This window comes from Enterobacter sp. BWH52, from assembly GCF_001037565.1.
In the GTDB taxonomy this organism is placed as follows: domain Bacteria; phylum Pseudomonadota; class Gammaproteobacteria; order Enterobacterales; family Enterobacteriaceae; genus Enterobacter; species Enterobacter hormaechei_C.
The window spans coordinates 3638562-3663082 of sequence record NZ_KQ089854.1 but is presented as its reverse complement, the minus strand read 5'-3'; the positions used below and the strand labels follow the sequence as shown (position 1 = coordinate 3663082).

Genomic DNA, 24521 nt, shown 5'->3' with positions numbered 1-24521 from the left:
GCCCCGCTTAACGCGGGGCTTTTGTTGTTGGCAGTAAAGCCCAGGTCACGACTGCCGACCCAAGGCAAATCGCACTGTTGAAAAGCAAGGCATACTGCGCGGCACTGGCCGTTCCCATCGGCAGCCATAGCGCGTACAGCGATGCGGTGACCGCGATACCCATTGCGCCGCCCAGGGAACTGCCCATCTTATAGATCCCTGAAGCCACCCCCACTTTGTTTTCAGGGGCATTCATTACCGCCGTGTCCGTTGAGGGCGTGGCGTAACATCCGAGCCCCAGCCCAAATAAAATATTGCTCAGAAAAACGGTAACAATGTAGACCTCTTTGCTTAAGAAGGTGCATGAAATCAGCGAAATACCTGTTGCGGTCAGCAGCGGGCCGGTCATCATCGGCAGCCTGGCGCCATAGCGCTGAAGCAGTTTTTCACCCACCCGGATCATCGCCAGTACGGTAACCAGATACCCCAGCGTCATCATGCCTGTCTGTAGCGGTGACAGATGATGGCCCTGCTGCAACCAGATGCTGGCGATCATCATGGTGCCAATGCAGCCGTTGAGCAGGAAATTTGAGAATACCGAGGCGCTATAGGCCCGGTTTTTAAACAGGGCGAAATCGATCAGCGCCGCATCGCCTTTTCGCCGCCCGGTAACGACAAAGCACATCAGTGCAATCACGGCTCCACACAGTACAAGAAGCGATAAACTGCTGCTCCAGCCCCAGCTGTGTCCTTTGCTGATAAACAGATTGAACAGCACCAGCATAAGGACAAAACTCACCAGGCCGCTGATATCCAGTTTGTGTCGACACGCATCAGGGCTGCGGCTTTCCGGGGTGGCGCGGATAAGCAATAGCGCGGCCAGAGCCACCACCATGGAGAAAATAAATATCCAGCGCCAGCCCAGCGTGGTAGCGATGGCGCCTCCCACAAACGAGCTCAGGCCACTGCCGCCCCAGGAGCCGATAACCCAAAAGCTGATGGCCCGCTGGCGTGCTTTACCGTCATACCAGGTCTTAATCAGCGCCAGCGTGGCGGGCATGATGCAGGCCGCTGATAGCCCCTGTATCGCTCTTCCCAACAGAAACAGGACGGGCTCCCATGAAATGAACAGCAGACCACTCCCGATCATGCTCAGGATCAGGCCAATCATGGTCAGTCGCATGCGCCCAAACTTATCGGCAAACCCACCGCAGGCGACGACAAAACAGCCGCTGAACAACGCGCTAAGGCTGACGGCCAGCGTAAGGGTTTCGAGGGCAATATCGAGGCTATTCTGCATGGCCGGAACCACGTTGATAACCGACTGGGCAAACAGCCAGAAGGTCAGAACGCTCATGACGATACCCGCCAGCAGCCGATCGTTACCGGCGTAGGCGGATGCGCCTGTCAGGGAAACGGTACTCATAGTGCAGCCCTCCCGGGAAGGTGCGAATCAGCGCAGATAGTGTTCGGTCAGTGCGGCCCACAGCGCCGCGCCGGTGAGGAGAATGTTGTCGTTAAAGTCGTAACCCGGGTTATGTACCATGCAGCGGTCAGGCTCATCGCCGGCGCCAAGGGTGAAATAGCATCCATTGGGATTTTTCTCGAGCATGAAAGCAAAGTCTTCGCTGCCCATAAACGCATTCACCTCCGCGACGGAATCCTGACCGAACAGATCGGTGGCGACGTTGCGCACCATCTCATTGGCTTGCGGATTGTTTTTCAGTACCGGGCTGCCGTTAATGTGTCGAATGGTGGCCGTCGCATTGAAACTTTCCGCCTGTGCAACGGCGATATCATGGATACGCTGTAGCACGGTTTGCCGCACGCGTTCATCCAGCGTGCGCACGGTAAGTTTCATCAATACTTTGTCGTTGATAATGTTGGGGGCATGTCCGGCCTGAATGCTGCCTACGGTAACGACGGCAGGCTGGAAGGGGGTAATGTTGCGCGAAACAATCGACTGTAAAGCGATAGTGATATGACAGGCAACCAGGGTGGCGTCAACGGTATGTTCTGGCACCGCACCGTGACCCCCCACGCCGTTAACCTCAATATGAAGGGTGTCGGAAGAGGCCATCATGGCGCCATCGCGCAGACCAATTTTTCCGAGGGGCTGTGACGGCATATTGTGGAGACCAAAGATGTGGTCGCAGGGGAACAGGTCAAACAAACCGTCCTCTACCATAACGCGTCCGCCATACAGAAGTTCTTCCGCGGGCTGAAAAATAAGGTGCAGCGTGCCGTTAAAATTACGGGTGCGTGCCAGGTACTCCGCTGCATACAGGAGCGTTGTGGTGTGGCCGTCATGACCGCAGCCGTGGAATTTACCCTCAACGGTACTGCTCCACGCCTTGCCGTTGTTTTCCTGCATTGGCAGCGCATCCATATCGGCGCGCAGGCCCAGGCGTTTATGCCCGTTACCCACCTTCAGTGTGCCGACCACACCGGTTTTCGCCAGCCCGCGATGAACCTCATATCCCCATTCCTGAAGCAGCGCAGCAACGCGATCGCTCGTGTTGTGCTCCTCAAAACCAATTTCAGGATGCTGATGAAAATAGCGCCGTAATTCAGTGAACCGAGCTTCGTTGCCACGCAGAGCTTCGATAATTGGATGTGTCATTTTTGTTATCCTTTTTCTGCCAAACGATGATAATTTCGAGTCTATGACGATCGTCCCGCCTGAAAATGCATTTTTTTGTTGTAAAGCGACGGCTTTATTTTGATTGTTTTTCATACAATTCAGTTATGACAAAAAAGAGCAGGTCATTATTTGTCTTTGATGAGGGGTAAGATGGCGCAACGGGGAGATGAATTTTGGATAGAGATTCAGGACATTCGCCACTGCGTGGAGGATGAAGGCGATACGCTAACGTTGCTCTGGGTGCTGGAAGGGCGGGCAGAGCTGAACACCGATGCGGGACGTGACATCCTGGAGGCCAATACCCTTGCCATCATAAACCGTCATCGGCGCTGGCAGTTCACGAGCGAAACGGCAAATGTCACCCTGCGCGTAACCCTTTCCGGGCGCTGGGTCGTCCAGCTCTGCAATGATTTTTTTGCCCATGATTATGCTGTACCGGCAGAAGCCGGAGGCGTCTGGCCCCAGTGCGATGCGCTTCGCGATCTGCTGCGCCAGCTTCTTGTGGTCACCCTCATCAACGACCCGCACCGCTACCGGCTGGAGGCGTACCGCTGGCTGAGCGAGATTTTGCTGTTGCTGACCAGCCGCTTTCAACAGCCCGCCCGTATGCTGTCCCGGGAACTTTCCTCAGCGCACAGCAAACGCATCGCCCGGGTGATAGAGCGGATCAATGCCAGTTATTCCCGCCGTATTACGCTTGCGGAAATCGCCGCGAGTGAATATGTTTCTGAAGCCTGGCTCTCTCGTCTCTTTCGCAAGGAGGTGGGGATCAGTTTCATGCAGTACATCACCCGCCTGCGGCTGGAAAAGGCGGCCAACGCTCTCCGGCTGACGAACCGACCGCTGCACCAGATTGCGCTTGAGCAGGGTTTCGCCAGCACGCGCATGATGAGCGATCGGTTCAGGCGTGTTCACAATATGTCTCCGGGTGAGTTTCGTAAGGCCCGACGCCAGCACCCGGAGGCGGCACGTATTCGGACGGACAGGCGTGAGCAGCGCTATCCGGTCGCCGTGGACAAGCTGTTTAGCCTGCTCAATGAACCGGTGGCGCGCGGTTGGGGAGCCTCGCCGCTCGTCGTTCACCCGCAGCAGGAGCAGAGACTGGATCTTGAGCAGCTCAATCCTCTTTCTGCCTCGCTGCGCCGTATGCGGGTGGTCATTACCCTGCGTGAGCTCGACGATTTGCTCCGTGAGGACGTTCGACAAAATCTGGAGGCGATAAATGAGGCTATTCCCATTGAGGGAATTGATATCGCCGAACCTTTTCTCAGCAGTCGTCTGTTTGCTACCGGGTGGGATGACCCCCAGATGGCAGGCTACGCCTGCTGGTACAATCTGCATCAGCTCTTCACCTGGCTGGCAAAAAAGCAGTGGACGGTGCTACTGCACACCGGCGTAACGACCCGCCGCGATCTTCTCACCCGCTTTTTACAACAGTCGGTTAATCATTTTGCGCCAGAGATCACCGCGGGCTGGCACTTCGTCATGCACTGGTCAACACAGGCGAGTGAGGAGACCCGGGAGCAGGTCTGGCTGGCCCAGCAAAAGGCAATACGAACTTATCTTCCGCAGGCAAAGTTTGGTTTATGGCACCGATTTGCCCCCGTCAGCGCGGGCGTAAGCGACGATACCCTGTTCAGTTCAGCCATCCTGATGCAGGCCGATTTTCTTGCCTGTTCTGCCGATGCCAATGAACTTCTCGATCCCGCGCAGCTGGAGGTAACCCCTCTCTCCTCAACGGAAAATTATCCGATACTGAAGGTCCGCCAGATCCTCGCTGCCCTTCGCCTGCGAAAATGTTCGCTTCCCGTCTGGCTTCTCTCCTGGAATACCCTCACCGGCAACACGCGGGCGACAAACGGCTGGTTTTTCCGTGGGGCGCTGCTGATGCAGAACCTGCTCGGGCTTTCGGAGCAGGTCTGGCTGGCGGGATTCTGGCTCAATTCGGGTCTTCAGGGAGAAGCCCGTGCGAACAACACCATCGATACCTCAAGCCTTGCGCTACAGTATAACCATGGTCTGCCGCGTCCGGTTTATTGGGTACTCTGGCTCTGGCAACGTCTGCGGGGCGAGGTGCTGGTCAATGATAAGCGTGTCCTGCTTACGCGCCATCGCAATGGTTATCAGCTGTTGCTGCGTAATGTGGTGGTTTTTAATCCGCTCCTATCCAGTGAAGAAGCCTTCATCCAGCGTTTTCGCCAGCAGTATCATTTACACCTGAAGGGAATGCGCGGTAAATGGCGAATTAAATGCCATCTGTTTGATCAGCACAACGGCGCGCTCTATCCGTTGCTTGAAGGGGTTGGCAGCGAAAGCGGCCCTGATGAAGAGATGTGGCGCTGGATAGCGCATAAAGCGCGTCCAACGCTTTCCGTACGCGATGAACGCCTTTATGACGGCTGGCAACTGAGTGAATCACTGGAGAGTAATGCGCTGGTGCTCTACGAGTTTACGCCGCTCGTGCCTCGTGAGGCCGAAACGGAGGAGATTCACTCCCCGCGGTAGACGCAGCCTGCCGTGCAGGTCTCTTTGATCATCACCGCACTCAGCAGCGGCACCAGCGGTTTCATCTGATCCCAAATCCATTTCGCCAGCACCTCGCTGGTCGGGTTTTCAAGGCCCGGAATATCATTCAGATAGTAGTGATCGAGACGATCGTAGGTCGGCTTAAACGCGGCCTTCAGTTCGGCAAAGTCCATGATCCAGCCCGTATGGGGATCGACTTCACCGGTGATTTCAAGACGCACCATAAACGAGTGTCCATGCAGGCGGCCACATTTGTGCCCGGCAGGAACGTGTGGAAGGTGGTGTGCGGCTTCGAAGGTGAAATCTTTAAACAGTGTGGTGGACATCATAGCTCTCAGGAATGCGGAAAAAACCGCCGCATAGTACCGGAAAGCACAATTTTTATCATTAACTAAAACGGCTCTGAACTGTCGCCGCCTCGTATTCATGGTGTTTATCGACTTTTGTTGTTTTATTTCAGATAGTTGTTTAATCGCTTTTATCGTTAAGAACGATAACTAAAACAGGTTAGTCCATTTGGTTATTTATTATTTCCATCCCTTCTTTAATTGTTATTATCCCCGCCGTTAACCTTATCTTCAGTTTGGATTTATTCGCTTAAAGTCCGCTTTGCTACTGGAACATAACGACGCATGACAACACAGGCCCCACCTTCAAATTTGCTTCCCCTTAACCCGGAGCAACTGGCGCGCCTCCAGGCCGCGACTTCCGATTTTTCACCCACCCAGCTCGCCTGGGTCTCCGGCTATTTCTGGGGAATGCTGAACCAGCAGCCGGGTGCTGTGGCTGGCGTCCCGCCAACGGCCGTTGAAATTCCTGCCATCACGCTTATCTCCGCTTCGCAAACGGGTAATGCCCGTCGTGTGGCCGAAGCGCTGCGTGATGACCTGCTCGCCGCGAAGCTGAACGTTAACCTGGTCAACGCCGGGGATTATAAATTCAAACAGATCGCGTCAGAAAAACTGCTGGTGGTGGTGGCGTCAACGCAGGGCGAAGGCGAGCCTGCGGAAGAAGCTGTCGCGCTGCATAAGTTCCTGTTCTCGAAAAAAGCGCCAAAGCTCGAGGGCACCGCCTTTGCCGTCTTCGGCCTCGGTGATACGTCCTATGAATTTTTCTGCCAGTCCGGTAAAGATTTCGACAGCAAGCTGGCGGAGCTGGGCGCAGAGCGCCTGCTGGATCGCGTAGACGCTGATGTCGAATACCAGGCCGCCGCCGCCGAATGGCGGGCGCGCATCGTTGAGGTGCTGAAGGCCCGCGTCCCGAAAGAGACGCCAGCGCAGGCCGCCGTTACCGCAGCGGGCACCGTCAACGAAATCCACACCAGCCCTTACACGAAAGAGGCGCCGCTGACGGCGAGCCTGTCGGTAAACCAGAAAATCACGGGCCGTGATTCGGAAAAAGACGTGCGCCATATCGAAATCGATCTCGGTGACTCCGGCCTGCGTTATCAGCCTGGCGATGCGCTTGGCGTCTGGTATCAGAACGATCCGGCGCTGGTGAAAGAGCTGGTCGAACTGCTGTGGCTGAAAGGCACGGAGCCGGTCCAGGTGGAGGGTAAAACCTTACCGCTCTCTGAGGCGCTTCAGTGGCATTTCGAGCTGACGGTGAACACCGCCAACATCGTTGAAAACTACGCCACCTTAACCCGCAGCGAATCGCTCCTTCCGCTGGTCGGGGATAAGGCGAAGTTACAGCAATACGCGGCGACAACGCCGATTGTCGATATGGTGCGTTTCTCACCGGCACAGCTGGATGCCGACGCGCTGATCGGCCTGCTGCGTCCACTGACGCCGCGTCTTTACTCCATCGCCTCCTCACAGGCGGAAGTGGAAAACGAAGTCCACATCACCGTTGGCGTGGTGCGTTACGACATCGAAGGCCGCGCGCGGGCGGGCGGGGCCTCGGTCTTCCTGGCCGACCGCGTGGAAGAAGAGGGCGAGGTGCGCGTCTTTATCGAGCACAACGACAACTTCCGTCTGCCGGCGAACCCGGAAACGCCGGTGATCATGATTGGCCCGGGCACCGGCATCGCACCGTTCCGCGCCTTTATGCAGCAGCGTGCAGCGGACGAGGCACCGGGTAAAAACTGGCTGTTCTTCGGCAACCCGCATTTTACCGAAGATTTCCTCTACCAGGTTGAATGGCAGCGCTACGTCAAAGAGGGCGTGCTGACCCGCATCGATCTGGCCTGGTCTCGTGACCAGAAAGAAAAAGTATACGTACAAGACAAACTGCGCGAACAGGGCGCAGAGCTGTGGCGCTGGATCAATGACGGTGCCCACATTTATGTCTGCGGCGACGCCAATCGCATGGCGAAAGACGTTGAGCAGGCACTGCTGGAAGTGATTGCCGAATTCGGCGGTATGGATGCCGAAACGGCGGATGAATTTTTAAGTGAGCTGCGCGTAGAGCGCCGTTATCAGCGAGATGTCTACTAATGAGCGAAAAACATCCTGGCCCACTGGTGGTCGAAGGCAAACTGTCTGATGCCGAGCGCATGAAGGTAGAGAGCAACTACCTGCGCGGTACCATTGCCGAAGATTTAAATGACGGCCTGACCGGCGGTTTCAAAGGCGACAACTTCCTGCTGATCCGTTTCCACGGTATGTACCAGCAGGACGACCGCGATATCCGCGCCGAACGTGCCGAGCAGAAGCTGGAGCCGCGTCACGCGATGCTGCTGCGCTGTCGTCTGCCGGGTGGCATCATCACCACTAAACAGTGGCAGGCGATCGACAAGTTTGCCCATGACAACACGATTTACGGCAGCATTCGTCTGACCAACCGTCAGACCTTCCAGTTCCACGGCATTCTGAAGAAGAACGTCAAGCCGGTTCACCAGATGCTGCACTCCGTGGGTCTGGACGCGCTGGCGACCGCCAACGACATGAACCGTAACGTGCTCTGCACCTCGAATCCGTACGAGTCCGAACTGCACGCCGAAGCGTACGAGTGGGCGAAAAAAATCTCCGAACATCTGCTGCCACGCACGCGTGCCTATGCGGAGATCTGGCTCGATCAGGAGAAAGTCGCCACCACCGATGAAGAGCCGATCCTCGGTCAGACCTACCTGCCGCGTAAGTTCAAAACCACGGTGGTGATCCCGCCGCAGAACGATATCGACCTGCACGCCAACGACATGAACTTCGTGGCGATTGCCGAAAACGGCAAGCTGGTCGGCTTTAACCTGCTGGTGGGCGGCGGTTTGTCCATTGAGCATGGGAACAAGAAAACCTACGCCCGCACCGCGAGCGAGTTCGGCTTCCTGCCGCTGGAGCACACGCTGGCAGTGGCTGAGGCGGTGGTTACTACCCAGCGCGACTGGGGTAACCGTACCGATCGTAAAAACGCGAAAACCAAATACACTCTGGAGCGCGTAGGCGTCGAGACGTTCAAAGAAGAAGTGGAGCGTCGCGCGGGCATCAAGTTTGAGCCGATCCGCCCTTACGAATTTACCGGTCGCGGCGATCGCATCGGCTGGGTTAAAGGTATCGATAATAAATGGCACCTGACGCTGTTTATCGAAAACGGCCGTATTCTTGATTATCCGGGCCGTCCGCTGAAAACCGGCCTGCTGGAAATCGCGAAGATCCACAAAGGCGAGTTCCGTATCACCGCTAACCAGAACCTGATCGTCGCCAGCGTGCCGGAAAGCGAAAAGGCGAGAATTGAAGAGCTGGCCCGCGAGCACGGGTTGATGAATGCGGTGAGCGCGCAGCGTGAAAACTCGATGGCCTGCGTGTCGTTCCCGACCTGTCCGCTGGCGATGGCCGAAGCCGAGCGTTTCCTGCCGTCCTTCACTGATAAAGTGGAAGCGATTCTGGAAAAACACGGTATTCCGGACGAGCATATTGTTATGCGCGTGACGGGCTGCCCGAACGGCTGCGGTCGCGCGATGCTGGCCGAACTCGGTCTGGTAGGGAAAGCGCCGGGTCGCTATAACCTGCACCTGGGCGGTAACCGTATCGGGACGCGTATTCCGCGTATGTTCCGCGAGAACATCACCGAGCCGGAAATTCTCGATTCCCTCGACGTGCTTATCGGACGCTGGGCGAAAGAGCGCGAAGCGGGTGAAGGCTTCGGCGACTTTACGGTACGTGCGGGCATCATTCGCCCGGTGCTCGATCCCGCAAGGGATTTCTGGGAGTAACCACGAGAGGTATTTATGTCCGTACTCGATCTAAACGCGCTTAACGCATTGCCAAAAGTCGAACGCATTCTGGCACTCGCAGAAACTAACGCCCAACTGGAAAAGCTGGACGCCGAAGGGCGCGTGGCGTGGGCGCTGGAAAACCTGCCGGGAGACTATGTGCTTTCGTCGAGCTTTGGCATTCAGGCGGCGGTCAGTCTGCATCTGGTGAATCAGATCCGTCCGGACATTCCGGTGATCCTCACCGATACCGGCTATCTGTTCCCGGAGACCTATCAGTTTATCGACGAGCTGACGGATAAGCTCAGGCTGAACCTGAAAGTCTACCGTGCGACGGAAAGCGCGGCCTGGCAGGAGGCGCGTTACGGCAAGCTGTGGGAGCAGGGCGTTGAGGGCATTGAGAAATACAATGAGATCAACAAGGTCGAGCCGATGAACCGGGCGCTAAAAGAACTGAACGCTCAGACCTGGTTTGCGGGCCTGCGCCGCGAGCAGTCCGGGAGCCGGGCAACGCTGCCGGTGCTGGCGGTGCAGCGCGGCGTGTTCAAAGTGCTGCCGATCATCGACTGGGATAACCGCACGGTGTACCAGTATCTGCAAAAGCACGGGCTGAAGTACCATCCGCTGTGGGATCAAGGCTACCTGTCGGTAGGCGACACCCACACCACGCGTAAATGGGAACCGGGAATGGCGGAAGAAGAGACGCGATTCTTCGGGCTGAAGCGCGAGTGCGGGCTGCACGAAGGGTAATGTTTTTTTGCCCGGTGGCGCTGCGCTTACCGGGCCTACAAAGGCTTAATTCTCCCTCTCCCCGTGGGTGGTTCCCCAGTAATTCGAAAGCAAAAGCGATAACGTTGCCTCAGAATAACTGAGGGCTTTCAGCGATGCTTCGGTCCGGCTGTAAATCGCTGAGGCGTTTCCTGTAGGCCGGGGCGAGGCGCAGGGATGCGCCGAGAGGGCGGGCTTTACAGGGATGTTACCTCCGCCCGTCCCCGATAAGCCGGAATGAATAAGCCGAAGGCACCGCGAAGCGGCGATTTTCCGCCGGAAGCCCGGGTCGCCAGGGTGGTGGCGACTGAGCCACCCTGGCACGTTCACCGGTCATGTCGTGACAGAGTAGCAAGGAACATAAAGTGAACGGAATGACCACCAGAGCCGTATGTTCCCCCTCACCCCAGCCCTCTCCCTCAAGGGAGAGGGGGCCGTCTGTGCAGGCATTATTTTGTGGGGAACCCTCAGCCCCGTGGGAGAGGGGTGGGGTGAGGGCGTCAGGCCGCACTATGCTTAACGACCTCAGGCTTTCCCCGCTTTCGCCAGCTCCTTCACCAGCGGCAGCATTACTTTCACGACATCCCGGCTGCGGTGCTCAATCCGCTGCGGCAGCGCTTTATCAATGTGCTGCTGATTATCCAGCCGCACATCATGCCAGCTGGTCCCGTCCGGGAAGGCTTTCGATTTGCTGCGCTGCTGATAGCCATCTTTTTTGCCCAGCGCCCAGTTCGTCGCCTCGACGTACAGCACCGGAATGCCCGCCTTATCAAACACTTCACCGTCATTACAGCAGCCTGTGCCTTTAGGATACTCCGGGTTACCGCCCGGATTTGTCGCGGCATAGACACCATGCGTGCGGGCAAGCGCCAGCGCGCGGTCGCGGGTGAGTTTACGTACGCTGCTCGGCGTGCTCTGTCCGCTATTAAAATAGAGCTTATCCCCCACGATCAGATTATCGAGGTTAATCACCAGCAACGTATTTTTCTTCTCCTCAGCGCTCATGCGCTTAAGGAGATTCTCAGCGCCGAGTTTTCCTTCTTCTTCGCCGCTGGTCGCAACAAAGCGAATGCTGTATTTCGTCGGAATATTCTTCAGGCGTTCGGCCAGCTCAAGCATCACGCCCAGACCCGCCGCATTATCATCCAGTCCCTGAAGCGTCAGCCCGCCGAGATTATTATCGACATCGGCATCGCTCAACGGCGTGTAGGTATCAAGGTGCGCCATAATAATAATCTGCTCAGCCGCCTTTCCTTCGTGCGCCGCAATAACCGTGCTGCCAGTTACGTTATGCCAGTTTTGCGTTTTATTGCGAGTGGTATAGATGTAGCGGCTGTGGAAAGCGCGAATGTCGCTTTCATAGCCCATATCCGCAAACTGCTGACGAATATAGTCTGCCGAGAGCATCTCGGCTGGGGTTCCGGTCATACGGCCCGGAAAGACCGTCGCAATATGCCGCGCCTGCATACTGGCTATTTCACCGTAAGATGGATTTTTTGCCTGAGCCGGAAGGATAAAGCAAACGCCGAGCGCCAGGGCAACGAATCGGTGGCGCATTGCGGAAAACATAGTGAGTCCTTAAAAACAGAGCAAAATTTTAACCCGCATAGTATGAAACTGTGATCGGGTAGACACAATTTGAATTGCTCTTAAATGCCCGAAATTTCGCGTGTTAAGCACTTTTTGATATTTGCTTTTCCACGGCGTTATTCCATTGAGTAACTACTCATTCCAATTCGTAATTTCATTCGATCTAAGCCGCCCCCTATAGTCCCTTTATTCGTGGTTGTTAGTGAGTTGTTGCCTGTGGACTATCTCCCCCTTTTTGCTGCCTTAAAAGACCGACCGGTATTGGTTGTCGGGACGGGTGAAATTGCCGATCGCAAAATCGCCTTCCTGCAACGCGCCGGGGCGCAGGTGCAGATCGTTGCAGAGGCGGATTTTGCAGAGTCTCAGATCGACAGCGTGGTACTGGTGATTGCGGCAACCGAAGATCGGGCGCTCAACAGCCGAATCTCCGACGCAGCCCAGGCCCGTCACCGCCTGGTGAACGTGGTAGACGACCAGCCGTTATGTTCATTTATCTTCCCGTCGATTGTCGACCGCTCGCCGCTGCTGGTGGCGATCTCCTCCGGCGGCACCGCCCCGGTGCTGGCGCGCGTGCTGAGAGAAAAAATCGAAGCGCTGCTGCCGACCAGCCTCGGACGCATGGCGGAGAAGGCCAGCTACTGGCGCAACCATCTGAAAACGCGTCTGACCAGCGTGACGGAACGCCGTCGCTTCTGGGAGCGTGTGTTTCGCGGCCGCTTTGCCAGCCTGATGCAGGCCGGTAACGAGACGGCGGCGCAACAAATCCTCGAAGACGAACTGGATAACCCCGGCAGTACGGGCGGGGTGATCATTCTGGTGGGCGCCGGGCCGGGCGATGCCGGGCTGCTCACGCTGCGTGGCCTCCAGGTTCTTCAGGATGCGGATGTCGTGTTCTACGACCACCTGGTCACCGACGGTATTCGCGAGCTGATCCGCCGTGACGCGGAGCAAATCTGCGTCGGCAAACGTGCCGGCGAGCACTCCGTGCCGCAGCACGACACCAATCAAATGCTGATTGCCGCTGCGAAAGCGGGCAAAACCGTGGTGCGCCTGAAAGGGGGCGATCCGTTTATCTTCGGTCGTGGTGGCGAGGAGTTGCAGGCGGCAGCCGAAGCGGGCGTCCCGTTCCAGGTGGTTCCCGGCATTACGGCGGCGTCTGCCGTCACGGCCTACGCCGGTATTCCGCTGACCCATCGCGATTACGCCCAGAGCGTGACCTTTGTGACCGGGCACTATAAAGCCGACAGCACGCCGTTTGACTGGTCGCATCTCGCCCAGAGCCGACAAACGCTGGCGATTTATATGGGCACGATGAAAGCGGCAGACATCAGCGAACAGCTTATTCAGCACGGTCGCGATGCGGCAACGCCGGTAGCGGTGATCTCCCGCGGGACACGCGTCGATCAGCATGTCGCCATCGGCACTTTACAAGACCTTGCAACCCTGGCGAAAGACGCCCCAATGCCCGCCCTGATTGTGGTGGGAGAAGTGGTGCAGCTGCACAGCACGCTCGCCTGGTTCCAACACACAACCGACACAGAAGGCTTTGGCGCTTCTGTTATAAATTTGGCTTAAGGAACGGTTATGGACCAAAAACGACTTACTCACCTGCGGCAGCTCGAAGCGGAAAGTATCCACATTATCCGCGAAGTGGCCGCCGAGTTTTCTAACCCGGTGATGATGTACTCCATCGGTAAAGATTCCAGCGTCATGCTGCACCTGGCGCGTAAAGCGTTTTATCCGGGTACGCTGCCGTTCCCGCTGCTGCACGTGGATACCGGCTGGAAATTCCGCGAGATGTACGAGTTTCGTGACCGTACCGCCAAAGCCTACGGCTGCGAGCTGCTGGTGCACAAAAACCCGGAAGGGGTGGCGATGGGCATCAACCCGTTCGTGCACGGCAGCGCCAAGCATACCGACATCATGAAAACCGAAGGGCTGAAGCAGGCGCTGAATAAATACGGTTTTGATGCGGCCTTCGGCGGCGCGCGCCGTGACGAAGAGAAATCCCGCGCCAAAGAGCGTATCTACTCTTTCCGCGACCGCTTCCACCGCTGGGACCCGAAAAACCAGCGTCCGGAGCTGTGGCACAACTACAACGGCCAGATCAACAAGGGCGAAAGCATTCGCGTCTTCCCGCTCTCCAACTGGACCGAGCTGGATATCTGGCAGTACATCTATCTGGAAAATATTGAGATCGTTCCGCTGTATCTGGCGGCCGAGCGCCCGGTGCTGGAGCGCGACGGCATGCTGATGATGATCGACGACGATCGCATTGATTTACAGCCGGGCGAAGTGATCAAAAAACAGATGGTCCGTTTCCGTACTCTCGGCTGCTGGCCGTTGACCGGCGCGGTGGAATCCAGTGCGCAGACGCTGCCGGAGATCATCGAGGAGATGCTGGTGTCGACTACCAGTGAGCGACAGGGCCGCGTGATTGACCGCGACCAGGCAGGCTCCATGGAGCTGAAGAAACGTCAGGGTTATTTCTAAGGAGCCGCCATGAATACGACTATTGCCCAACAAATTGCCGATGAAGGCGGCGTAGAAGCTTATCTGCACGCCCAACAGTACAAAAGTCTGCTGCGTTTCCTGACCTGCGGCAGCGTGGATGACGGGAAAAGCACCCTGATAGGTCGTCTGCTGCACGACACGCGCCAGATCTACGAAGATCAACTCTCTTCTTTGCACAACGACAGTAAACGCCACGGCACCCAGGGCGAAAAACTCGACCTGGCGCTGCTGGTAGACGGCTTGCAGGCGGAGCGCGAGCAGGGCATTACCATTGATGTCGCCTATCGCTACTTCTCTACCGAAAAGCGCAAATTTATTATCGCCGACACCCCGGGGCACGAGCAGTACACTCGTAACATGGCGACCGGCGCGTCCACCTGTGATCTGGCGATCCTGCTGATTGACGCCCGTAAAGGTGTGCTGGATCAGACTCGTCGTCACAGCTTTATCTCTACGCTGCTGGGGATCAAACATCTGGTGGTGGCGGTGAACAAAATGGATCTGGTGGACTACAGCGAAGCGCGATTCGACGAGATCCGTCAGAGCTACCTGACCTTTGCTGAACAGCTGCCGGGCAACCTCGATATTCGCTTTGTGCCGCTGTCGGCGCTGGAAGGGGATAACGTCGCCTCTCAGAGCGGGAACATGCCGTGGTACAGCGGCCCGACGCTGCTGGAAGTGCTGGAAACCGTTGAAATTCAGCGCGTGGTTGATACCCAGCCGATGCGCTTCCCGGTGCAATACGTGAACCGTCCGAACCTCGATTTCCGCGGCTTCTCGGGCACCATTGCGTCCGGCTCGGTCAAAGTGGGCCAGCGCGTGAAGGTGCTGCCGTCCGGTGTGGAATCGGCCATTGCCCGAATCGTCACCTTTGATGGCGATCTGGAGGAAGCCGGAGCAGGTGAAGCGGTAACCCTGGTACTGAAAGACGAAATTGATATCAGCCGCGGCGACCTGCTGGTCGACGCGCAGGAAACGCTGGCGGCGGTGCAGGGCGCATCCGTGGACGTGGTGTGGATGGCGGAACAGCCGCTGACCGCAGGCCAGAGCTATGACATTAAAATCGCCGGCAAGAAAACCCGCGCCCGCGTGGACGGCATTCAGTTCCAGGTGGACATCAACAACCTGACCCACCGTGACGTGAGCGAGCTGCCGCTGAACGGCATCGGTCTGGTGGATATGACCTTCGACGAGCCGCTGGTGCTGGATCCGTATCAGCAGAACCCTGTTACGGGCGGGCTCATCTTCATTGACCGCCTGACTAACGTTACCGTCGGTGCCGGCATGGTGCGCGAGCCTGACGCGCAGGCGAGCGTGACGTCTGAGTTCAGCGCCTTCGAGCTGGAACTGAACGCGCTGGTGCGTAAGCACTTCCCGCACTGGGGCGCACGCGATCTGCTGGGAGGCAAGTGATGGCCGCCCATGATGAGAACGTCGTGTGGCATCCTCATCCGGTCACCGTCGCCCAGCGCGAACAGCTCCACGGTCACCGTGGGGTTGTGCTGTGGTTTACCGGGCTGTCTGGCTCCGGTAAATCCACGGTGGCAGGCGCACTGGAAGAGGCGCTGCATCAGCAGGGGGTGAGCACCTACCTGCTGGACGGCGACAACGTGCGTCACGGCCTGTGCAGCGATTTAGGGTTCAGCGATGAAGATCGTAAAGAGAACATTCGTCGGGTGGGGGAAGTCGCCAGCCTGATGGCGGATGCCGGGCTGGTGGTGCTGACGGCGTTTATCTCACCGCACCGCGCCGAACGTCAGATGGTGCGTGAGCGCGTGGGGCAGAATCGCTTTATTGAAGTGTTTGTGGATACCCCGCTGGCAATCTGCGAAGCGCGCGATCCTAAAGGGCTGTACAAAAAAGCCCGCGCGGGAGAGCTGCGAAACTTCACCGGCATTGACTCCGTTTACGAAGCGCCTGAATCCCCTGAGATTCAGCTGGAAGGTCAACAATTGGTAACAAATTTAGTAAGCCAATTATTAGACCTGCTCAGACGGGACGATATTATCAGATCCTGAGACGGTATCGTTCGGGAGCTGTCTTCCCGAGCGATGAGTCACGGTCACAGGATTAGCTATGCGCAACAGTGAAAACTACATGATTACCACCGGGTCGGAACCGTTAACGACCGACGACGAGACGACCTGGTCCTTCCCTGGGGCGATAGTCGGCTTTGTGTCGTGGCTACTGGCGCTGGGTATCCCGTTTTTGATCTACGGTGGTAACACCCTCTTTTTCTTCCTCTATACCTGGCCTTTCTTTTTGGCGCTGATGCCCGTTGCGGTGGTTGTGGGCGTGGCGCTGCACTCCCTTTTCAACGGCAAGCTCCTGTATAGTACGCTCATCACTATCGCCACCGTTGTGGTCATCTTTGGCCTGCTGTTTTTATGGCTGATGGGCTAACTTACGGCATAATTAAAACCCCGCAGTAGAGTCCAGCGGAAAGTTATGGGATGATGATGCCGTTTTTTCAGGGGGCAGGATGGGTAAACTAACGCTGCTGTTGCTGGCTTTGCTGGTCTGGCTGCAATATTCGCTGTGGTTCGGCAAAAACGGACTGCACGACTACAGCCGGGTGAGCGATGACGTCGCGGCACAGCAGGCGACAAACGCCAAACTTAAAGCGCGTAACGATCAACTTTTTGCTGAAATTGATGACCTCAATGGCGGCCAGGAGGCGATTGAGGAGCGCGCACGCAATGAACTCAGTATGACTAAGCCGGGCGAAACGTTTTATCGCCTGGTTCCGGATGCGTCTAAACGCAATCAGGGCTCCGCACAAAACAATCGATAATCAGGCCCAGGATTACGACATGGCAGCAACTTTTTCGGACGTCTGTGCCGTGGTGCCGGCCGCAGGTTTTGGCCGGCGCATGCAGACAGAATGTCCTAAGCAGTACCTCTCAATTGGCGATAAAACGATCCTCGAGCACGCCGTGGCGGCGCTGCTGGCGCATTCTCGGGTGAAACGCGTTGTTATTGCCATCAGCCCCGGCGATGCACGTTTTGCTCAGCTCCCGCTGGCGAATCACCCTCAGATTACCGTCGTTGACGGCGGCGCAGAGCGGGCTGACTCCGTTCTGGCGGGCATTCAGGCTGCCGGGAACGCGCAGTGGGTGCTGGTGCACGATGCCGCGCGTCCCTGTCTGCATCACGACGATCTGTCACGTCTGCTGGCTCTGAGTGAAACCAGTAACGTGGGCGGCATTCTGGCCGCCCCGGTGCGTGACACCATGAAGCGTGCCGAACCGGGTAAACCGGCGATTGCCCACACCGTCGAGCGCGTCGATCTATGGCACGCGCTGACGCCACAATTTTTTCCCCGCGAATTACTCCACGACTGCTTAACGCGTGCGCTTAAAGAAGGTGCGACCATTACGGACGAAGCCTCGGCGCTGGAGTATTGCGGTTTCCACCCCACGCTTGTTGAAGGGCGCGCTGATAATATAAAAGTGACGCGCCCGGAAGACTTACAGCTCGCGGAATTTTATCTTACCCGTACGACCCCTCAGGAGAAGGCATAATGCGTATTGGACACGGTTTTGATGTACACGCCTTTGGCGGCGTTGGCCCAATTATCATTGGCGGCGTGCGCATTCCTTACGAAAAAGGTCTGCTGGCGCATTCTGATGGCGACGTGGCGCTGCATGCGCTGACCGACGCGCTGCTGGGTGCCGCCGCGCTGGGCGACATTGGCAAACTGTTCCCGGACACCGATCCTGCTTTTAAAGGCGCAGACAGCCGCGAACTGCTGCGCGAAGCCTGGCGTCGTATTCAGGCCAAAGGCTACACCCTTGGCAACGTTGATGTGACGATCATTGCCCAGGCACCGAAGATGTTGCCGCACATCCCTCAGATGCGTGTGTTTATCGCTGAAGATCTGGGCTGCCATATGGACGACGTCAACGTCAAAGCGACCACCACGGAGAAGCTGGGCTTTACCGGTCGTGGCGAAGGCATTGCCTGTGAAGCCGTGGCGCTGCTGGTGAAGGCGGCCAAATGACGGATTTCGACAACCTGACGTATCTGCACGGTGAACCGCAGGGCAAGGGGCTGCTGAAAGCCAACCCTGAAGATTTCGTGGTAGTGGAAGATCTCGGTTTTGAGCCGGACGGCGAAGGCGAGCACATCCTGGTGCGCATTCTGAAAAACGGCTGCAACACCCGCTTCGTGGCGGACGCGCTGGCAAAATTCCTCAATATTCACGCCCGCGAAGTGAGCTTTGCCGGTCAAAAAGATAAACATGCCGTGACCGAACAGTGGCTTTGCGCCCGCGTGCCCGGCAACGGCATGCCCGATTTAAGCAAATTTGAGCTTGAGGGCTGTAAGGTACTGGAGTACGCCCGCCATAAACGCAAATTGCGTCTGGGAGCGTTAAAAGGCAATGCCTTTACTCTGGTGTTGCGCGAAGTGACCGAACGCGAAGACATTGAAAAACGCCTGAAGGCCATTAACGAACGCGGCGTGCCAAACTATTTCGGCGCACAGCGCTTTGGCATTGGTGGCAGCAACCTGCTGGGTGCGCTGCGCTGGGCGCAAAGCGGTGCACCGGTGCGCGATCGTAATAAACGCAGTTTTTGGTTGTCGGCGGCCCGCAGTGCGTTGTTTAATCAGATTGTGAGCGAACGGCTGAAAAAACCGGACGCGAATCAAGTTGTTGTCGGCGATGCGCTACAATTAGCGGGACGCGGAAGCTGGTTTGTGGCAACGGCCGATGAGATGGCCGATGTCCAGTCGCGCGTGGACGCTAAAACGCTGATGATTACCGCCGCCTTGCCGGGTTCAGGCGACTGGGGAACCCAGGGCGAGGCGCTGGCCGCTGAGCAGTCAGCGGTGGCGGATGCGCCAGAATTACAATCGTTGCTGGTGCGGGAAAAGGTCGAGGCGGCGCGCCGTGCGATGCTCCTCTACCCGCAACAGCTGAGCTGGAACTGGTGGGATGACGTAACCGTCGAGTTACGCTTCTGGCTGCCGGCAGGTAGCTTTGCCACCAGTGTTGTCAGGGAACTTATCAACACGTCGGGTGATTATGCGAATATTGCTGAGTAACGATGACGGGATCCATGCGCCAGGTATTCAGACGCTGGCGAAACACCTCCGCGAATTTGCGGATGTGCAGGTCGTGGCTCCCGATCGTAACCGCAGTGGCGCGTCTAACTCATTGACGCTGGAGTCTTCACTTCGCACCTTTACCTTTGAGAATGGCGATATTGCCGTCCAGATGGGGACGCCGACCGACTGCGTGTTTCTGGGCGTAAATGCGCTGATGCGCCCTCGGCCGGATGTTGTGGTCTCCGGCATCAATGCCGGGCCAAATCTTGGCGATGATGTGATTTACTCCGGCACCGTGGCCGCGGCGATGGAAGGGCGTCACCTGGGTTTCCCGGCGCTGGCGGTCTCGTTAAACGGCCACACCCACTATGACACTGCCGCCGCGGTGACCTGCTCCATTCTCCGTGCGCTTGGCCGCGAGCCACTGCGTACCGGACGTATCCTTAATATTAACGTGCCGGATCTCCCACTGGACGAGATTAAAGGGATCCGCGTGACGCGCTGCGGCAGTCGCCACCCGGCCGATCAGGTTATTCCCCAGCAGGATCCGCGTGGCAATACCCTGTACTGGATCGGCCCGCCGGGAGATAAATGCGATGCCGGGCCAGACACCGACTTCGCTGCGGTGGATGAGGGTTACGTTTCCGTAACGCCGTTGCACGTAGATTTAACCGCTTATAGCGCGCATGATGTGGTGTCGGACTGGTTAGATCGGGTCGGAGTGAACGCGCAATGGTAAGTAAACGTGTACAAACTCTTCTGGAACAATTACGCGCACAGGGGATTGCCAACGAGCAGGTGCTGGATGCGCTTGCCCAGGTTCCCCGTGAGAAGTTTGTAGATGAGGCGTTTGAACACAAAGCGTGGGAAAACGTGGCGCTGCCCATCGGGCAAGGCCAGACGATTTCGCAGCCCTACATGGTGGCGCGTATGACGGAGCTTCTGGAGTTAACGCCAGACTCCCGGGTGCTGGAAATTGGCACCGGTTCAGGGTATCAGACCGCGATCCTGGCCCACCTTGTGCACCATGTCTGTTCCGTGGAACGGATTAAAGGGTTGCAGTGGCAGGCGCGCCGTCGCCTTAAACAGCTTGATTTACATAATGTATCGACACGCCACGGCGATGGATGGCAGGGTTGGCAGGCTCGCGCCCCGTTTGACGCCATCATTGTCACGGCAGCGCCACCTGAAATCCCCGCTGCACTTCTCTCGCAGCTGGACGAGGGCGGCATTCTTGTTTTGCCCGTCGGCGATGAGCAGCAGCTTTTAAAGCGCGTTCGTCGACGCGGCGGCGAGTTTATTATCGATACCGTGGAAGCCGTACGCTTTGTGCCCCTGGTTAAGGGCGAGCTGGCCTGAGACTCGGATTTTTCCAGGGTTATTAAGGCAAATTCAGCGTATGGTGTGGCGCGATAGGTTCGTGCCATCACGGTTATTTTTAAGTCACTGGTAGTTAACACATTCCTGGGGGATAAATGAGCGCGGGAAGCCCAAAATTCACCATCAGCCGTGTTGCGGCATTATCACTGGTTTCGCTCTGGCTGGCAGGCTGTACAAGTTCAAATAACGCGCCTGCGCCCGTCAGTTCCGTTAATGGAACCAGCGGCTCGGGTAACACGTCCAGCGGAATGTTGATCACCCCTCCGCCTAAAATGGGCACCTCAACGGCGCAGCAAACGCCGCAGATCCAGCCGGTTCAGCGTCCAGTTACGCAGCCTACGCAGATACAGCCAGTGGAACAGCCTGTTCAGACTGAAAATGGCCGCATAGTGTATAACCGTAAGTATGGGAACATTCCGAAAGGTAGCTATACCGGCGGCAGTACCTATACCGTGAAGCGCGGCGATACGCTGTTCTATATTGCCTGGATCACCGGGAACGATTTCCGCGATCTGGCACAGCGAAACAACGTCCAGGCCCCGTATGCTCTGGAAGTCGGGCAAACGCTTCAGGTTGGCAACGCGACGGGGACACCGCTTACGCCAGGCAACACCGTTTCAGCAGCCGACGTAACTGCGCAAAATAACAGCGTCACCCCTGCACAAAAAACCACCACGGTGGTTGCTTCACAACCTGTAATTACGTATTCTGAGGATTCAGGTGATCAGAGTGCTAACAAAATGTTGCCGAATAATAAAGGTACTGCGACTGTTGTCACAGCACCGACTACGGCACCTGTGGTTAGCTCTACTGTACCGACTGCAAGCAGTCAGAATGCCAGCTCGTCAATTACCACCTGGCGTTGGCCAACTGACGGCAAGATTATCGAGAACTTCGCTACCTCTGAGGGGGGCAACAAAGGGATCGATATCGCAGGCAGTAAAGGACAGGCAATCATCGCGACCGCAGACGGACGCGTTGTCTATGCCGGTAACGCACTGCGCGGTTACGGTAATCTTATTATCATCAAACATAATGATGATTACCTGAGTGCCTACGCCCATAACGACACAATGCTGGTCCGGGAACAACAAGAAGTTAAGGCGGGGCAAAAAATCGCTACCATGGGTAGCACCGGAACCAGTTCTACACGCTTGCATTTTGAAATTCGTTACAAGGGGAAATCCGTAAACCCGCTGCAATATTTACCGCAGCGATAAATTGACGGGGCATGCCAGCCAGGGTGTCTCGTCCAGGGATCACGGGTAGGAGCCACCTTATGAGTCAGAATACGCTGAAAGTTCATGATTTAAATGAAGACGCGGAATTTGATGAGAACGGAGCAGAGGCTTTTGACGAAAAAGCCTTAGTAGAAGAGGAACCCAGTGATAACGATTTGGCTGAAGAAGAGCTGTTATCGCAGGGTGCCACACAGCGTGTGCTGGACGCGACTCAGCTTTACCTTGGGGAGATTGGTTACTCCCCACTGCTAACGGCCGAAGAAGAAGTCTATTTCGCACGTCGTGCTTTGCGTGGTGATGTTGCCTCGCGTCGTCGCATGATCGAAAGTAACCTGCGACTGGTCGTGAAAATTGCCCGCCGTTACGGCAATCGTGGTCTGGCTCTGCTGGATCTGATTGAAGAGGGCAACTTAGGTCTCATCCGCGCAGTTGAGAAGTTTGACCCGGAACGCGGGTTCCGTTTCTCAACCTACGCGACCTGGTGGATTCGTCAGACCATCGAACGGGCTATTATGAACCAGACCCGTACGATTCGACTGCCGATCCACATCGTCAAAGAGTTGAATGTTTATCTGCGTACCGCGCGCGAGTTGTCCCATAAACTGGACCACGAGCCAAGTGCGGAAGAGATCGCAGAGCAACTCGACAAACCGGTTGATGACGTAAGCCGTATGCTGCGTCTCAACGAGCGCATTACCTCGGTTGACACCCCGCTGGGTGGCGACTCCGAAAAAGCGCTGCTGGACATCCTGGCCGATGAAAAAGACAACGGCCCGGAAGACACCACGCAGGACGATGACATGAAACAGAGCATCGTCAAATGGCTGTTCGAACTGAACGCCAAACAGCGTGAGGTGCTGGCACGTCGTTTCGGTTTACTGGGGTATGAAGCTGCGACACTGGAAGATGTCGGCCGTGAGATTGGCCTGACCCGTGAACGTGTTCGTCAGATTCAGGTTGAAGGCCTACGCCGCCTGCGTGAAATCCTGCAAGGGCAAGGTCTGAATATCGAAGCGCTGTTCCGCGAGTAAGCAACCATTCGTCAGAAAAGGCCCGTCGTGAGACGGGCCTTTTTTATGCCTTACGGCTGCGCCGTTTCGTGCAGCAAACGCCAGGTGATGTTATCCCCTTCCTGATTAAGCACCGCGGTTGACCAGCGCACGTTGACGGGCTGGCCTGGCCGGGTTTGCGTCTCCCGGTAATGGAGCACCGCGCCGTTGTCCCATGTCTGAAGCGTTGTTAACGCATCAATACCGATCCTGAGCCCGGGTCGGGTTCCCCGCTGCGCATTTAAAAATTGGGCAAGCGCGTGATGATCTAACGGGTTGCCACTCGGTGGAACCATCAGAAAATCCGGACGGAAACGGGCGAGCAGGGCGTCCCGATCGCCTTCGCCTGCACCTAACCAGTTTTCAAGGGCGACGTGAATGTCGAGGATCTCTTGTTCGAAATGGGTCATGGTTGCTCCTGTTGCAGTTGCGCAAGTAACTGCGTGTTGTTAAGACGGTAGACGTACAGTACGGGCAGTAGAGTGATGACTGCGGCAAAAACAAACATCCCGTGCCAGGCGGCCAGCGGCGGGAGATAAGCCTGCATGAAGCTCAGCGCCTGCGCCAGCAGCAGGGCACCCGCAAAAAAGCTCAACTGACGATTCAGATTCCATAGCGCGCTGGCATCAGGCATATTTTCCGGTCGCATCGTCAAAAACGCGCTGCTCTGAGCCGTACTGCTGCAAAGGCTTCCCCCCGCGCCCATCAGCGCAAACGCAACGGCAGGTAGCAGCATTGCCGGGCCGACGTTAACTAAAAGCAGAATGCCCGTCGCCTGCAAAAGGCAACCGATGACCACCAGCGGCCGGGGGCCGATACGGTTGAAATAGCGTCCTGTCGCGGTGATAGCCAAAAACGAAGCCACAGACCATGGCAGCATAAGCATGCCCGTTGCGGCGGGTGTCATATTGGCCTCGCTCTGGAGGTAATACATGCCCGTTACGTTCACGCCGATAAAAATGCCGGGTACGCACACATAGATAAGCATGGATAAGCGCAACAGCGGATCCGTCAGCAAAGACAGGTTTACTGTCCTGGTGGGGGTTATCGGCGACGGTTCTGTTTTAAGCCACGCGCAGGCCAAAGCAAAGGTGACAATGACGACGGGCAGGGTGGCAAAAAATATCCAGCGCCAGCTGAATGTCTGAACCAGCATACCGCCCACAGCCGGTGAGCACGCGGGGGCAAGCAGTGCGACCAGCATCACCGCCGAGGAGAGTCTGGCCCGCTCATGAGGCTTAAACTGTTGCCAGGTCAGCGCCTGACCAACCGGGATCAGTAAACCCCCTCCGGCGCCCTGCACGACTCGCCAGGCAATCAGACTTTCCAGCGAAGATGAGAGACCCGCCGCAACGGAGGCCGCGCTAAAGAGAAGCAGTGAGAGCAGGATAACGCGCTTCGGCCCGACGCGGCGCGTCAGGATACTGCTGAAAGGGATGACTAGCGTCAGCCCGGCAATGTATCCGTTACTTACCCAGGCAAGCGCGGAAGGTGTGGTATTGAAAGCGCGAGCCATCGCCGGAAAGGCGACGCTGGCAATAAACATGTTTATCAAATCAAGGAATAAGCCGAGCAGAAAGACGACGGCGATTTTGCTGCGATACGTCATGGAAGTTCCTCCGGTGAGG

Annotated in this window: 24 protein-coding genes; 17 read left to right on the top strand and 7 right to left on the bottom strand. The window is 56.8% G+C overall.

All coding sequences use genetic code 11. From position 1 onward, the window contains the following. Positions 1–7: 7 nt before the first annotated feature. Together SK47_RS17250 and SK47_RS17245 are read right to left on the bottom strand one after the other, a co-directional pair. A complete protein-coding gene (locus SK47_RS17250; RefSeq protein ID WP_045343916.1) occupies positions 8–1405 on the bottom strand; it encodes an MFS transporter in 1398 nt (465 codons plus the stop codon). Positions 1406–1432: 27 nt separating this feature from the next. Beyond that, the gene (locus tag SK47_RS17245; RefSeq protein ID WP_023314746.1) at positions 1433–2602 is read right to left on the bottom strand and encodes a M20 aminoacylase family protein; all 1170 of its coding nucleotides are present in this window, start codon (positions 2600–2602) and stop codon (positions 1433–1435) included. Positions 2603–2773: 171 nt separating this feature from the next. Between SK47_RS17245 and SK47_RS17240 the strand changes: the two genes are divergently transcribed. Further along, the gene (locus tag SK47_RS17240; protein ID WP_048244840.1) at positions 2774–5128 is read left to right on the top strand and encodes a helix-turn-helix domain-containing protein; all 2355 of its coding nucleotides are present in this window, start codon (positions 2774–2776) and stop codon (positions 5126–5128) included. Here SK47_RS17240 and queD read toward each other — a convergent pair. After that, positions 5113–5478 carry a 6-carboxytetrahydropterin synthase QueD gene (queD, locus tag SK47_RS17235; protein ID WP_006811776.1) on the bottom strand — a complete coding sequence of 122 codons (366 nt, stop codon included), beginning with the start codon at positions 5476–5478 and terminating at the stop codon, positions 5113–5115. The two genes, SK47_RS17240 and queD, sit on opposite strands and share 16 nt — an antisense overlap. Positions 5479–5781: 303 nt before the next feature. Between queD and cysJ the strand changes: the two genes are divergently transcribed. The 3 genes from cysJ to cysH are packed head-to-tail and all read left to right on the top strand — an operon-like array spanning position 5782 to position 10049. Continuing rightward, positions 5782–7587 (top strand): NADPH-dependent assimilatory sulfite reductase flavoprotein subunit, encoded by a 1806-nt coding sequence (gene cysJ / locus SK47_RS17230; RefSeq protein WP_048244837.1) that lies wholly within the window; start codon positions 5782–5784, stop codon positions 7585–7587. After that, positions 7587–9299, top strand: a complete 1713-nt coding sequence (cysI, locus tag SK47_RS17225; protein WP_003862696.1) for an assimilatory sulfite reductase (NADPH) hemoprotein subunit — start codon at positions 7587–7589, stop codon at positions 9297–9299. The genes cysJ and cysI overlap by 1 nt, the downstream gene beginning before the upstream one ends. A gap of 15 nt (positions 9300–9314) precedes the next feature. Next, on the top strand, positions 9315–10049 hold the full coding sequence (gene cysH / locus SK47_RS17220; protein ID WP_003862694.1) for a phosphoadenosine phosphosulfate reductase: 735 nt from the start codon (positions 9315–9317) through the stop codon (positions 10047–10049). Between the two features lie 543 nt (positions 10050–10592). Here the strand turns inward: cysH and SK47_RS17215 are convergent. Beyond that, positions 10593–11636, bottom strand: coding sequence for an aminopeptidase (locus SK47_RS17215; RefSeq protein ID WP_023314743.1), 1044 nt, complete (start codon positions 11634–11636; stop codon positions 10593–10595). A 237-nt stretch (positions 11637–11873) separates the two neighbouring features. On the opposite strand from SK47_RS17215, the gene cysG reads away from it, so the two are divergent. From cysG to SK47_RS17160, 11 genes are all read left to right on the top strand, one after another. Then, positions 11874–13232 (top strand): siroheme synthase CysG, encoded by a 1359-nt coding sequence (gene cysG / locus SK47_RS17210; RefSeq protein WP_048244835.1) that lies wholly within the window; start codon positions 11874–11876, stop codon positions 13230–13232. 9 nt (positions 13233–13241) lie between these two features. Then, a complete protein-coding gene (cysD, locus tag SK47_RS17205; protein WP_006811770.1) occupies positions 13242–14150 on the top strand; it encodes a sulfate adenylyltransferase subunit CysD in 909 nt (302 codons plus the stop codon). Positions 14151–14159: 9 nt separating this feature from the next. Then, on the top strand, positions 14160–15584 hold the full coding sequence (gene cysN, locus SK47_RS17200) for a sulfate adenylyltransferase subunit CysN (RefSeq protein ID WP_045331308.1): 1425 nt from the start codon (positions 14160–14162) through the stop codon (positions 15582–15584). Beyond that, positions 15584–16189, top strand: a complete 606-nt coding sequence (gene cysC / locus SK47_RS17195) for an adenylyl-sulfate kinase (protein WP_022651775.1) — start codon at positions 15584–15586, stop codon at positions 16187–16189. The genes cysN and cysC overlap by 1 nt, the downstream gene beginning before the upstream one ends. A gap of 58 nt (positions 16190–16247) precedes the next feature. After that, the gene (locus SK47_RS17190) at positions 16248–16574 is read left to right on the top strand and encodes a DUF3561 family protein (RefSeq protein WP_006811767.1); all 327 of its coding nucleotides are present in this window, start codon (positions 16248–16250) and stop codon (positions 16572–16574) included. A gap of 79 nt (positions 16575–16653) precedes the next feature. After that, the gene (gene ftsB / locus SK47_RS17185; protein WP_003862095.1) at positions 16654–16965 is read left to right on the top strand and encodes a cell division protein FtsB; all 312 of its coding nucleotides are present in this window, start codon (positions 16654–16656) and stop codon (positions 16963–16965) included. Between the two features lie 19 nt (positions 16966–16984). Beyond that, positions 16985–17695: a 2-C-methyl-D-erythritol 4-phosphate cytidylyltransferase gene (ispD, locus tag SK47_RS17180; protein WP_022651774.1), complete on the top strand. Its 711-nt coding sequence runs from the start codon at positions 16985–16987 to the stop codon at positions 17693–17695. After that, a complete protein-coding gene (ispF, locus tag SK47_RS17175) occupies positions 17695–18174 on the top strand; it encodes a 2-C-methyl-D-erythritol 2,4-cyclodiphosphate synthase (protein ID WP_003862097.1) in 480 nt (159 codons plus the stop codon). Before ispD ends, ispF begins: the two co-directional genes overlap by 1 nt. Beyond that, a complete protein-coding gene (truD, locus tag SK47_RS17170; RefSeq protein WP_048209531.1) occupies positions 18171–19220 on the top strand; it encodes a tRNA pseudouridine(13) synthase TruD in 1050 nt (349 codons plus the stop codon). The genes ispF and truD overlap by 4 nt, the downstream gene beginning before the upstream one ends. After that, positions 19201–19962 carry a 5'/3'-nucleotidase SurE gene (gene surE / locus SK47_RS17165; protein ID WP_017382816.1) on the top strand — a complete coding sequence of 254 codons (762 nt, stop codon included), beginning with the start codon at positions 19201–19203 and terminating at the stop codon, positions 19960–19962. The genes truD and surE overlap by 20 nt, the downstream gene beginning before the upstream one ends. Beyond that, positions 19956–20582 (top strand): protein-L-isoaspartate(D-aspartate) O-methyltransferase, encoded by a 627-nt coding sequence (locus tag SK47_RS17160; RefSeq protein WP_015571709.1) that lies wholly within the window; start codon positions 19956–19958, stop codon positions 20580–20582. Before surE ends, SK47_RS17160 begins: the two co-directional genes overlap by 7 nt. 94 nt (positions 20583–20676) lie before the next feature. On the opposite strand, the gene SK47_RS24500 is transcribed toward SK47_RS17160, so the two are convergent. Continuing rightward, complete coding sequence (locus tag SK47_RS24500; RefSeq protein WP_306173474.1) at positions 20677–20808, bottom strand: peptidase; 132 nt, start codon at positions 20806–20808, stop codon at positions 20677–20679. Here SK47_RS24500 and nlpD point away from each other — a divergent pair. Together nlpD and rpoS are read left to right on the top strand one after the other, a co-directional pair. Next, positions 20750–21823 carry a murein hydrolase activator NlpD gene (gene nlpD / locus SK47_RS17155; RefSeq protein WP_306173475.1) on the top strand — a complete coding sequence of 358 codons (1074 nt, stop codon included), beginning with the start codon at positions 20750–20752 and terminating at the stop codon, positions 21821–21823. The two genes, SK47_RS24500 and nlpD, sit on opposite strands and share 59 nt — an antisense overlap. A gap of 59 nt (positions 21824–21882) precedes the next feature. Next, positions 21883–22875: an RNA polymerase sigma factor RpoS gene (gene rpoS / locus SK47_RS17150; protein WP_013098493.1), complete on the top strand. Its 993-nt coding sequence runs from the start codon at positions 21883–21885 to the stop codon at positions 22873–22875. A gap of 50 nt (positions 22876–22925) precedes the next feature. On the opposite strand, the gene SK47_RS17145 is transcribed toward rpoS, so the two are convergent. Further along, on the bottom strand, positions 22926–23303 hold the full coding sequence (locus SK47_RS17145) for a DUF4440 domain-containing protein (RefSeq protein ID WP_023314738.1): 378 nt from the start codon (positions 23301–23303) through the stop codon (positions 22926–22928). Continuing rightward, a complete protein-coding gene (locus tag SK47_RS17140; protein WP_048244833.1) occupies positions 23300–24502 on the bottom strand; it encodes an MFS transporter in 1203 nt (400 codons plus the stop codon). The genes SK47_RS17145 and SK47_RS17140 overlap by 4 nt, the downstream gene beginning before the upstream one ends. Between the last annotated feature and the right edge of the window lie 19 nt (positions 24503–24521).